We start from the raw sequence: 12,219 nt of genomic DNA on the forward strand, positions 1-12,219 counted from the left end.
GCGGAGCCTTAATCGGAGGGTGCAGGGAGAGGGTCACTTCCTGCTCCGGGTTCTTAGGGGTGGAAGCCACTAAGCGGAGTTTCCAAAGAGAGGGTCACTCTTTGGTTGGGTTGCACAGGGCTGAAAGCCCTTGCCGGGTTCTTAGGGCAGAGCCATAAGCCCCTCGGGAGAGCCCACAACTTCGGAGCGTAGCGGAGAAGTTATAGTGGGCTATATCTGGGCAAGCCCAGCATTTATCCATGCCGTAAGTCCTCTCCTGCAAAAACCACTAACCGTGTTGTCGCTTTCAGTCGGGAAAGGGTACGCTCCCCATATTTCTCTGCAAGCTGTTCCTTCGTGCAGTTGGTGTTCGTGATTAGGAATTTGCCCTTCCTTTCGCAATCGTCCACGAAATCAGGGAACACATTGAAGTGGTTGCCGTATTCCTGATAGGGTTCTTCACGCCCTATGTCATCAATCACAAGCAGATGGCTACGCATCACTTCGGTGTAATGTCGGTTCATTTCGCGTGCCAGACAGATGGAGAATACTTTGTGAAAATAGTGCTGTATAATGCAGGGAAGTATTTGCAAACAAATGGTGGTCTTTCCTCTGCCACAGTTGCCCATACAGAACAGTCCAAGCCCTTTGTTGTCAGTCAACCAATCTACAACCTTATCGTATTCGGGCTGCCACATGTAGTTACAGCCCAAGAAATGCCGCAATCCTGCATCCAATACTTCTTTGGCATTGGGCAAACGGATATGCAGCCGTTGCGGTTGCAGGCACACTTTTCGCTCGGCAAAGAAATTTACTGCCGCTCTGAAATCTATTCTGTTGTCTGAATTAATATCTACCATTCTGATGTGTTTTTGAATTTGTCCGGATTGTCGTCAGTCAGTTTTACGCCGACTTGCCAAGCAGGATGAGCCTTCTGCCTGTAGTCTCTGTTATTCCCTTTTTTCATCAACCAGTTTACAAAATGCTGCTGCGCATCGGCTGGCGATTTAGACTGGATGCCGCATGTCCGGAGATAAAGAAAGAACTCTCCAAGCATTTCCTGTATCTTCATGTCGTCCACTTCTATTCCATGCTGGTTCGCATATTCCTTCACGTTGCCCAACCATTTGTTGTCAGCGTACAAAAGAGCCTGCAAGTCGTTTAAATGGAGCGGTTTCTCTTTAGGAATAATAGATTTATTTATTTTGTCTATACTGTTTATAATGGTTCCGGCTGCCGTTCCATCCAGTGTTCCATTTGCTGTCATATTTCGCTGTACCGTTTTGTTGGTGTCCACCTTTATTAAAAGAGTGTAGCCGGGAATAGAGGAATTGTTTTTTCCCTCTTCGTAAGCGATAAGTCCACGGTCTTGCAGTTTCTTCCTCAACCGGCAGAGTGTCTGGCGGCTTATGCCAAGATTGTTGGTGATTCGTTGTGTACTGCATCCGAAAGGGACTTGCCAACATCGGCGTCTACATTCCGCCAAGAGAAAGAAATACAGTTGCGTTTCCTTTGCCGAGAACATCTGTATTTCATTCTCCCGCCAAAACTGCCCCATATAGTCAAAAGAACGCGCTCTCATTTTATTTTCGGTTGAGTAAAGCTGCATCCACTTCAAGTTTGCTGAAATAAAGATGCTTGGCATTGAGATGATATGGTAACTGTTTACGCTGGCAACGCTTGCGGACAGCTCCGACTGACAAGCCGAGATATTCCGCCACCTGCTTCACGTTCATCACTACATCGGCGTGTCTTTCCATTCGTTGAACCACATCGTTCACGACTTTGATATAATGTTCCTGTTTCATAATTCTGTTATTTTAGTGTGACAATTTGCCTCCGATTGTGGTACTTTTCAACCGTGAAGCGACACAAAGGTACAGGGCAGGCCTTGTAAAAAACAAAATACACAACAGAAATCTGAAGGATTTTAGAGCTATTTATCAATCAGCCCCATTTTCATACTCTAAATCATACTCTGATGCTCATTTTAAGGCACTTAAAGTAAAGGTCTGTGTTTTTTTGTGCGAGTCTGTCAAATGAAAACAAGTGAAAATAACCCCATAAAAAGAACCGTAAATTCAAATTAAAGCTGTACATTTGCAAATGAGCGGATGAAGAGAGTCCGTTGCGAGTGTTTATTAACCGTGTTACCACATTGTGTTACTCACTCAAAATGAACAATGTTATTGAATGTCGGAAGACTCTGATACAGAATAAGATGGCGTTTGATATTTGGTAATAAAAAGGGCTATTTTCAGATACCAAGCGGATCACCGAAAAGCCAGACACTCCGATAATCGACCGATTACCGGAGTGTCGCTTTTTAAAAGTCCCCTATTATTCTCGCCGAGGCGGGGCAGTAAGTTCTCCCGCCCAGCTTGAAAAGAGTATCCCCTCTGTCTCAATCCAAAGCCCGAAAGTTGAAATCGGACTTATTGCAACAGGCCTTTTGATAGTCAAATCCATAGAGACGCATGTACGCCTCTTTGATCTCTTTGGCCCCGTTGTAGAACGGATCGGCGGTGTGTAGCTGAGTGGTTACGGTTACCTCCATTTCGGGAGTCAATACGGTGCCGTTTACCCGTTTGATTTTTTTCGGCGTTACTTTAAATACCCTTGACATATCGGTTTTTCGTTTTAAGTGAAACATTTTTGATTAACGATATGACAAAGGTAACCCCACCGATATGCCGAAACGAAGCACAGGCGAAAGCATTTTACCAAATTTATTCCAAGGGCTTATTTCCTTGTTTCAACAAAGATATCCCCTCCTCCATCGGGAGTGTCGGGTGGTATCGTTGCCATACCTCCCGGGCCAACTCGCACATTCGCTTTTTGACCCACTCGGGCTCGACCACCTCTATCTGCCCCGCCTGCTGCAACAGCAGTTGCATGAAGTCGAAGGTAGGGCGTACCTGCAACTCGAAGGTAATCGACTTGTCGTCGCGGGCTATTTCGCGCTGCGACGCATGCAGCGGCAGAGTCTTGATATACCAGCGGGCCCAGTCGTAGGTCTTGATGACGACCCGCTCTATCCCTATATCGTCATCGGCCATAATGCCTACACAACCCTCGAAATAGCGGTCGATGTCGAAATCGGCAGGTAGATCGAAGAGCTTGTCGGTAACCTTGACGCTCAGCATGCGGTCGAGTGCATAGGTGTAAATAGTGTTGTATTTAGGACTGCGCCCGATGAGATACCAGCGACGACGAACCACCTTGAGGTGATAGGGCTCAACCTCGAAAGTATAGGCAGTCGGCTTGTTGAAGGACTGATATTCCAGCTCGACCACCCGATTCTTGCGCATCGCCTGCAGGAGGGTTTGCAGGTAACGGCTGCCCGAGGGTATCTGCTCGAACGAGATGCGGCTCTGCAAATGGCTGTCGGCCTGCACCTGGTTGAGGGTGGCATACGAGTCGATGAGCCACGAGCGCAGGTTGTTGCCCTGCAGCTCGTCGTCGGCTATGTAGTAGCCATAGCCGGCCTTGGGGTCGCACTCGACAATCACATCGAAGATGGTCTCGATGGCCTCCTTGTGGTTCATAAAGGTACGCCACGGGAGGCACTTGCCGTCGCCCAGGCCCGAGTCGGCCCAGGCTTCGCTTATCTGCCGGAAGGTAATGCGGGGGTGATTTTTAATGAGATCGACCAGCCATATATATCGGCCGAATTTGTTTGCTGCCATAGAGGTAATGAATTATATTTCGTGAAGTTACGGTTTTGTTATGAAAAAATCAAGCATAGCTCTTATTGATTGAAGCCAATCTTTCCGCACGCCCCGCTCCGGCCTATCTTTTCCTCGTTACAGATTCGGATAAGATACTCCCACGAGGGAGCAGTGCCGTCGACCACCTCGGTCAGGGTCACCTTGCGCACGATGTTGTCTATCTCGCCACCGCTGAAGTTGTAGGTCGCGGCCAGCCGGGTAGCCTGCTCGTCGGTGAGTACGGGCAGTTTGTCGAGCCAGATGTTTCGCTTGGCCTCGACCGAAGGCTTGTTGAAACGTATCTTGAAGAGGAAGCGCCGCTCAAAAGCCTTGTCGAGATTGTCGACCAGATTGGTCGTCGCAATCAGAATCCCGTCGAGCGTCTCCATCTCTTCGAGAATAATGTTTTGGATGGCATTCTCGGTCTGATCGATGCTACCCCTTCCCGTCAAATTCTGGCGGGTGGAAAAGAGGGCATCGGCCTCGTTGAACAACAGGATAGGCTTTTGTGCCGAGTGCTTGCATATACTGCGATAACGGGTAAATATCTGCTTGACTATCTTCTCGCTCTCGCCATACCACATGCTCTTGGAGGCGCTTATATCGACATGCACAATATCGCGCCCCGACTGACGGGCCCACTGCATGACCGACTCGGTTTTACCCGTGCCCGGCTCTCCATACAGCAAAACGGCGATTCCCCGGGGAAGTGATTTGGCCTCGAGCCGGGCGACCAATGCCCGATAGTTCTCTTCGTTCAACACGTTGCCTACCAGCGACAGTTGCTCCTGCTCTTCAGGCGAAAAGAAGAGCCGTTTTTCCCGAATACCGGAGGCCCGAATCAACTCCTTGTCATCGATCTTCTCCACAAAAAACCGGGCATCCTCTCCGAAATAGAGCTCTTTCCCCCGGTCGGTGAGTATCAGTTTCGTCTGTTTCCCGAAGAAACTGCTCTCGGTTACCATCTCGATCAGATCGAGCCGCTGCAACTTGTGAGACCCACTTTTGAAGAGGCTCAAATTGGCACTGCAATCTTTCGGGGAATAGATAAGATTCAACACCATGGGCAGCTCAACCCCCGATCCATCGATGCAACCTTCGCACGCCAGATAGAACAAAATTCTGTAACCGGGCTCTTCAATCAGGTTCTGCACTTTGGCCAGGCAGGAGATGTGATGGTTATCCTTTTCCATCGCAACCAGTTTTGCTTCCATTCTATAGGTATCCCTCGCGGTTTTGGTTCCACGCCTGGAGCGGTCGACATACTCCTCGACCATTTTTGCAAAGCCATAACAATCGCTCTCTACCTTCGTCTTGAGCCGCTCAAAATCTTCACCCAGGAAAAGGCGCTCCCCTGCGGTTGTAAGTTCCAGATACTCCTTGTCTACCAGCTCCATCAATCCGGCGACAACCAGCGGATGTTCTCTGGAGAGTAAAGCATGCTTTGCTTGTAAGCGTGCCCCATAGTTCTTATAGATATCTTCCAGAATATCATCCACATCCGAACTGCTATTCTCGGTAAAACCGAAACACAGTTTATAAAAGATTGCTCGCTCATCCAGTTGAGGCACTACACCCTTCAACTCTTTCACCAGCGACATCCCGGCATTCTCCCGCTCCAGGAACTCGATACATTTCAGAGAATCAACATCAGAAGAACTTCGATTTTGCAGCACCGTGTCGACCGCCTCGCAAAAGTCATATTGATTAAACACATTTCCCGGCATATACTCTTTCGGATGGGGCATCTTGTTTTCCAGGATAGACTCGATTACGTAATCGGGTATTATGAACATCTGTTCTACCACTCGAAATTCACTTCTGTTGGTCTGTACCACCAGATGCTTTCGAACCAACGACCGGATAGCCACTACATACTCCATCATCTGCAACAGCGTACAACCGAAGTAAGCGACCAGGTCGTTCAAGTCGTTCTTCCGCCCTCCGCATCCACAATCAAAAAGAGCCGTAAAGACAACAGCCTCATCCACATTATCCAAATGAAGGCGAGCCTGCACCTCGCCCAACAACCCCGAAAGCTCTTCCCCGGTAAGTCCCTTAAGTTTCCGATTGTGCAATTTCGAAGCCGTCAGTTTAAGCAGTTGAATCATCGTTCTTTCCATACTTTTCTAAATTTATGCCACAAAGTTACATATGGACCTATGCCAAAATATAGCATAGGTTTGGAGAGATGCAAAAATTTTTCATATTCACACGACTCTTCTACCAGCAACCCCTGTACGCACCGAGGGCGACCCGTCGGCCAGATAGACCGATGAGTCGCCCTCGGAGAAAACGGGATAGGTAACCAGGTACCTACTCCAGTATGTCGGCCGGAGCCAGAGGCATGTAGGGACCGTCTTTCACCTCGAAGATGACGGTACCGCTGCACAACACCTCGATGGTGTGCCACTGCCCGCGGGGAATGTTCACGCCATAGGCTCCCTTCGTGGGATCGAGTTCGTAATGGGCCGTCACCTGACGGTCCTCGTTGTAGAAGTCGACATTGAGCCGGCCCCGCAACACGACATAGGTCTCGGCCGTGTGCATGTGGCGGTGTATGGGCAACACCGTGCCCGGCTCGAGCGCATTGAGCAGACGTTGCGCAGGGGCGTCGAGCGTCTCGTGAAAGTTGTAGTTCATGCGCAACCGGGGGCTGGCCTGGGCTTCGGCCGTCACCTGGTCGAGCAGTTTCTCGTCGATAATCATTTTTTAGCTCCTTTCTTTTTGTAGTTTTCGATGGTTCCGAAGAGGTCGTTCATACACTTGTCTCTTCTGAAATGGCGCTGGTAGTAGTGGTATCCGTTGCGCCCCTTCTGCTCGAGCTCCTGCTTGGGGACCCGCGAAATGGAGAGCACGAGGCGCACCATCTTGTCGATAGAGTCGGCATTGGCACCATAGCCGCACCGCGCCTCGCGGACCACCGACTGGGCCTCGCCGTTGGCCATCACCAGCACGGGCTTGGCATTGAGCATATAGGCCTGCAGCTTGGCCGGCAGGGTCACATTGAATGCGTTGTTGTTGCAGAGCGAGAGCAACATGATGTCGGCTTTCTTGAAAAAGGCCGACATGTACTCTATCGGATAGCGTTTGTAGAGATGGACCGTATCTTCCATTTCGCGGCTCTGCACAAACTGCTGCACCCACTTCTTCTTGCGGCCGTCGCCGATGAAAATCCACTGGATGCGTTTGTCGTCCTTCAACCGCTCGGCCACACGCATCACGTTCTCGAGGTTCTGGGCCTCACCCAGATTCCCGGCAAACATGATGCGGAACCCATCGGGCAACGGGGGCAGCTGATCTTCGCTCACCTCATCGCCCTGCAAGGCATCTTCGCCCCAGTTGGGCAAGTCCTCGATGCAGTCGTTGCGCACGCCGCGCTGCTGCAACAGCGACCGCACGCCGGGGGCCGCGATAAAGATCTTGTGACAGTTGCGATATATGCGGCGCATGATTTTGTCGACGATGCCAATGATGTATTTGTTGGTGATGCCACCGGCTGCCAGACTCTCGGGCCACACATCGAGCAGCCAGAAGTAGATGGGTATGTGCTGTATCTTCTTGGCCAGCACGGCGGGAATGCCGATAAAGGCCGGCGAGAGTTCCTGCACAAAGATGAAATCGAACTTCTTGCGGAGCACGATGCTCAACGTATAGATAAAGGTGAAGAAGAGGCTCGACACGTAGTTGAGCACCATGCGTATGGCCCGGCCGTTGCCGCGCGGTATCACCGGCACGCGTATCACGTTCACCCCGTTGACTACCTCGCGCCGGCGGCGCCACATGCCATACCCGTCGTAGAAACGGCCCTGCGGGTAGTTGGGGATACAGGTGATGACCGTAACCTCGTAGCCCCGCTTCACCATCTCGAAGGCTACGTCGTTACCCCTGAAGGTCTCGGGGTAAAAATAGTTGGTCAAAAGCAGACAGCGCTTACCTTTCACTCCAGACGACTCGCTTGACATAATCGGTATAGGATAAGATGATTCGTACTACCTTGTCGCTCACGTTGGGTATCGAGTAATCGGCTACCGGGCGGAAGTTGCGGTGCTCGAGATTCTGGTCCTGCAACTCGGCCAACCCTTGCATCACCCGCTCGGGATTGAGACCCACCATCATCACCGAGGCCTCCTCCATCGCTTCGGGACGCTCGTGCGCCTCGCGGATATTCAGGGCCCGGAAGTTGAGAATCGACGACTCTTCGCTGATGGTGCCGCTATCGGAGATGACCGCCCGGGCATTGAGTTGCAGCTTGTTGTAATCGCTCAATCCCATCGGTTTCATCAACCGCACCAAGGGGTCGAATTCGACCCCGGTCTGCTCGATTCGCTTGTGGGTGCGGGGGTGGGTCGACACGATAACCGGATAGCCGTACTCCCGGGCAATGCCGTTCAGAATCGTCACCAGATTGCCGAAGTTGCGGTCGCTCGAGATATTCTCCTCGCGATGAGCCGAGACCACGAAGTAACGGTCGCGCTCGAGCCCCAATGTCTCGAGTATGGTCGACGCCTCGATCTTGGGCAGGTAGCGGTTCAGCACCTCGTACATGGGGCTGCCGGTCTTGATTACGCGGTCGGCCGGGATGCCCTCGTGCAGCAGGTATTCACGGGCGATGCTGCTGTATGTCATGTTGATGTCGGAGATATGGTCTACAATCTTGCGGTTACTCTCCTCGGGGACCCGTTGGTCGAAACAGCGATTACCGGCCTCCATGTGGAAGATGGGGATGTGCCGCTTCTTGGCCGCAATGGCACAGAGGCACGAATTGGTATCGCCCAGCACCAGGAAGGCCTCGGGCTTGACCTGCTCGAGCACGGGGTCGATGTTGATCAATATCTGCCCGGCCGTAGAGGTAGCGTTGTTGCCCGCCGCATTGAGGAAGTAGTCGGGCTTGCGCAATCCCAGGTCCTGGAAAAATATCTCGTTCAACTCATAGTCGTAGTTCTGGCCGGTATGTACCAGCACATGGTCTATGGCCGGACTGGCGTCCAGTTTCTGCAACACGCACGAAAGTCGGATGATTTCGGGTCGTGTGCCCACCACAGTAAGCACTTTCAAAGGTTTCATAATCTTATATTGAGTTGTTTCATGGTTCTTGTTCTACGGGTTCGAAATAGGTATCGCCGTCGTCGGGATCGTACCACTCGTTGATCCAGAACTGGGCATACAGTATTTCATCGCCGATATTCGATATATTATGCGTATACCACACGGGCATATCGACATAGGCCGGACGCTCGCCGTCGAGGTAATAATCGAGCACCTCGTCGGTACCCACCCGGCGCAGCTGTATGCGGGCCTTGCCCTTGATGACGACAAAGCGCTCCATCTTGCGCGTGTGATAGTGGTTGCCCCGAGTGACGCCGGGCACCGTGGTCGAGAAGCTCACCTGCCCCCCTACCCCTATCTTCACCGTCTCTACAAAACTGCCGCGTGCATCGGTGTGCTGCACCAGCTGCACCGGGAAGTGCTGCTTCATGTCGATGTAGCTGCGGAAGGTGTTGAACAGATTCCACTCGTGCCGGTTACAGAGCGGCGGGATAATGCCCTGCTCGAGGTAGAGGCTCTTGAACTGGCCGAAGCGGTCGAGCACCTCGCTCACCTTCATGGTAAAGTCGAAGGGCACTTCGTCGCGTTCGACCACCACCTCGGCAATCTCGGACTGACGGCGGATCCGCTTGCAGATGTATTCGCACAACGAACCCACATAGATGAGATGCACCTCGCTGTCCTGCATCACCACCGGCTCCTCGCCGTGGGTCAACTTATAGGCAAACGTAGCGATAAACGAGTTATAGTTGGGGCGGCCGAAGGGTCCGAAGACATTGGGTACCACCAGCCCGGTGAACGAGGCCCCCTGACGGCGGGCCCACTCCTCGAACAGACGACGCCCCTCGCGCTTGCTGCGACCGTACTCGTTGCCGCGCTCCTCCTGTGTACTCGACGAAAAGAGCACATAGGGGCGCACCTCGGTCGACTCCATCGCCTCGATGAGCTGGCGCACCAGCTTCACGTTGGTCTCATACAGCACCTGCGCATCGGGGTGACGGTTCATTGCCGCCAGATGCACAATGACATCGCACTGCCGCACAAACGCCTCCAGCCGTTCCCGGTCGGCAAAAAAGGAATCCTCGAAAGGTATCCGCTCGAACACTTCGGGCCAGAGCCCCAGCGTATGGTACAGATGTGTACCCACGAAACCAGCCTGCCCGGTAATTCCTACTCGTATCATACCCCCTCCTATGCTTTCAGGTTCAAATCGTCACGCACCAGATCGAGCTTGAGCAGCAATTGCTTCATCTCCTCCACGTCGAGGCGATGCGTGTTGTGAGAATGATAGTCTTCGATTTGCGAAATCACCTTGTTGCCCTCGACAAAATATTTGTCGTAGTTCAAGTCGCGGCTGTCGCACGGGATACGGAAGTAGTTGCCCATATCCACGGCACGCGCCATCTCCTCGCGAGTCACCAGCGTCTCGTACAACTTCTCGCCATGACGGGTGCCGATAACCTTCACCGGCGTATCCTTGCCATAGAGCTGCTTCAGGGCCGTGGCCAGAGTCTCCAGCGTAGCTGCCGGCGCCTTCTGCACGAACAGGTCGCCGTTGTGACCATGCTCAAAAGTATATACCACCAAGTCTACCGCATCGTCGAGCGTCATCATGAAGCGTGTCATATTGGGGTCGGTCATCGTAATCACGGCATTATTCTTCATCTGGTCAATCCACAAGGGGATGACCGAACCGCGGCTCGCCATCACGTTGCCGTAGCGCGTGCAGCAAATCGTGGTCGTCGCCGAGTCGCCCAACTGACGCCCCTTGGCGATAGCCACCTTCTCCATCATCGCCTTGCTGATGCCCATGGCATTGATGGGATAAGCCGCCTTGTCGGTCGAGAGCACCACCACATTCTTCACCCCGTGTTCGATAGCCGAGTCGAGAACATTCTCGGTCCCCAACACATTGGTACGCACCGCCTGCATGGGGAAAAACTCGCACGAAGGCACCTGCTTCAAAGCCGCGGCCGAGAACACATAGTCGACACCCGTCATGGCTCCGTCGATACTGCGCTTGTCGCGCACATCACCGATATAGAATTTCACCTTCGGGTTCTGCAACCGATGGCGCATATCATCCTGTTTCTTCTCGTCGCGGCTGAAGATGCGTATTTCGCGCACGTCGCTATCGAGGAAACGGCGCAAAACCGCATTGCCAAACGACCCGGTCCCCCCGGTAATGAGCAATATTTTATCTTTAAAAATCGACATAATGTTATATATTAGATTTACTGTTTTGTCACTTGGTTTATCAGGTCGACCAGTCTCCGGCATTGATGCTCGGGCGACTTATAGGTCAATATATAGTGTCGGGCCTTTTGTCCCAATGCCTGCAACGACGCTTCGTCCCGACTCAATATCTCGTCGATTTTCCGAGCCAAAGCCTCTTCCGAAAGCTCGTCGACGGTAAAGCAATAGTCGTAATACTCCTGCGGAATACCCGGCAACTTATACAGCAAAGCAGGCGTGCCGGAAGCCAAATACTCGATTGTCTTCGAAGGGAACGAATATTTGGTAAATTCCCCTTGTGGCGTACGGGGATTGATTAGTAACGTCGCCTTGCGCTGCCAGGCCAGAATCGACTCGCGAGGCAGCTGTCCCTGATATACAATGCGACGGTCCTCGGCAGCACACTTTTGCAAAAACTCCCGTGAATTGCCATCGCCACAAATCACCAACCGATAATCGGGATTCTTCAACGACATGAAGCTCTTCAACAAAGTCAGTATGCCATATCGCGAATCCAAAGTACCCGTGTAAAGCACAATCTTCGTGCTATCGGTTACTCCACAACTATTCACATCGTCGACAGTCGTCGACGACTCGTCGGCATAATACATACCCTCGATGACCGTAGACGCTTTCTCACCGACCGGTAACCGCTCCCGCATGTATTCGCTCAAAAGCACGTAGCCGTCGACCTGCCGGTACAACCGTTGTTGCACCTGCCGGTTGATGGCATGAAATACCGATTTTATGCCCGACCTGTCGGAGTCCATATATTCGGGTAAATCGGGAACGACAAGAACAATCCTTACATTCTTTCTTTTCCGCTTCACATCGACGGCCGCTTTTAGGAAAGGCGTATGGATGCTATACACCATCAGCACGGTTGTCTCTCGAGGAGCCTCGTCGACCCATCGTTTCAAGGCCCGTCTCATGTGTAACCAGCGGCTTATCAACTTATAGCCGGTGAGATTACAGAACCCGACATCGGTCAAGGTCACCCCCGCCGGCATCGAATCGGTCGACCGCAACGTATAAAATGGAGTAGCATACCGTTTCGGATAAGAGCCGATAAAGGGCGCGTTGAACACCTGAACCTCGACATGCCGAGCACTCAGTCCACACACATATCCCCATTGCAAGGCATCGGCTGCAAACTGAATCGGGCCTCGACTGTTACGAATGATTTCGTCCCGGTTACTCTTGGGGAACAATCCCATTAAAAAAGCAGCTCTCATCGTTCTGTTTC

12 protein-coding genes are annotated in these 12,219 nt (G+C 52.1%); all 12 read right to left on the reverse strand.

Going from position 1 to position 12,219, the window contains the following annotated elements; genetic code table 11:
• Positions 1 to 233: 233 nt before the first annotated feature.
• The gene (locus tag ABGT88_RS09955; protein WP_346701862.1) at positions 234 to 839 is read right to left on the reverse strand and encodes a hypothetical protein; all 606 of its coding nucleotides are present in this window, start codon (positions 837 to 839) and stop codon (positions 234 to 236) included.
• The gene (locus ABGT88_RS09960; protein WP_346701864.1) at positions 833 to 1,561 is read right to left on the reverse strand and encodes a hypothetical protein; all 729 of its coding nucleotides are present in this window, start codon (positions 1,559 to 1,561) and stop codon (positions 833 to 835) included. The genes ABGT88_RS09955 and ABGT88_RS09960 overlap by 7 nt, the downstream gene beginning before the upstream one ends.
• Position 1,562: 1 nt before the next feature.
• Positions 1,563 to 1,787 (reverse strand): helix-turn-helix domain-containing protein, encoded by a 225-nt coding sequence (locus ABGT88_RS09965; protein ID WP_346701866.1) that lies wholly within the window; start codon positions 1,785 to 1,787, stop codon positions 1,563 to 1,565.
• Positions 1,788 to 2,383: 596 nt separating this feature from the next.
• Positions 2,384 to 2,605 (reverse strand): DUF6140 family protein, encoded by a 222-nt coding sequence (locus ABGT88_RS09970; RefSeq protein ID WP_258327955.1) that lies wholly within the window; start codon positions 2,603 to 2,605, stop codon positions 2,384 to 2,386.
• Between the two features lie 103 nt (positions 2,606 to 2,708).
• Positions 2,709 to 3,668, reverse strand: coding sequence for a WYL domain-containing protein (locus tag ABGT88_RS09975; RefSeq protein ID WP_346701868.1), 960 nt, complete (start codon positions 3,666 to 3,668; stop codon positions 2,709 to 2,711).
• Positions 3,669 to 3,730: 62 nt separating this feature from the next.
• Positions 3,731 to 5,812, reverse strand: a complete 2,082-nt coding sequence (locus tag ABGT88_RS09980) for an ATP-binding protein (protein WP_346701870.1) — start codon at positions 5,810 to 5,812, stop codon at positions 3,731 to 3,733.
• Positions 5,813 to 6,005: 193 nt separating this feature from the next.
• On the reverse strand, positions 6,006 to 6,398 hold the full coding sequence (locus ABGT88_RS09985) for a WbuC family cupin fold metalloprotein (RefSeq protein ID WP_346701872.1): 393 nt from the start codon (positions 6,396 to 6,398) through the stop codon (positions 6,006 to 6,008).
• Positions 6,395 to 7,609 carry a glycosyltransferase family 4 protein gene (locus ABGT88_RS09990; protein WP_158096871.1) on the reverse strand — a complete coding sequence of 405 codons (1,215 nt, stop codon included), beginning with the start codon at positions 7,607 to 7,609 and terminating at the stop codon, positions 6,395 to 6,397. Before ABGT88_RS09990 ends, ABGT88_RS09985 begins: the two co-directional genes overlap by 4 nt.
• 13 nt (positions 7,610 to 7,622) lie before the next feature.
• Positions 7,623 to 8,756, reverse strand: coding sequence for a non-hydrolyzing UDP-N-acetylglucosamine 2-epimerase (gene wecB, locus ABGT88_RS09995; protein ID WP_346701874.1), 1,134 nt, complete (start codon positions 8,754 to 8,756; stop codon positions 7,623 to 7,625).
• A gap of 19 nt (positions 8,757 to 8,775) precedes the next feature.
• Positions 8,776 to 9,921 (reverse strand): NAD-dependent epimerase/dehydratase family protein, encoded by a 1,146-nt coding sequence (locus tag ABGT88_RS10000; protein ID WP_346701876.1) that lies wholly within the window; start codon positions 9,919 to 9,921, stop codon positions 8,776 to 8,778.
• An 8-nt stretch (positions 9,922 to 9,929) separates the two neighbouring features.
• On the reverse strand, positions 9,930 to 10,955 hold the full coding sequence (locus ABGT88_RS10005) for a polysaccharide biosynthesis protein (protein ID WP_346701878.1): 1,026 nt from the start codon (positions 10,953 to 10,955) through the stop codon (positions 9,930 to 9,932).
• Between the two features lie 17 nt (positions 10,956 to 10,972).
• Complete coding sequence (locus ABGT88_RS10010; RefSeq protein ID WP_346701880.1) at positions 10,973 to 12,208, reverse strand: glycosyltransferase; 1,236 nt, start codon at positions 12,206 to 12,208, stop codon at positions 10,973 to 10,975.
• Positions 12,209 to 12,219: the final 11 nt, after the last annotated feature.

The organism is Barnesiella sp. An22, assembly GCF_963931395.1.
Classification (GTDB): domain Bacteria; phylum Bacteroidota; class Bacteroidia; order Bacteroidales; family Barnesiellaceae; genus Barnesiella; species Barnesiella merdigallinarum.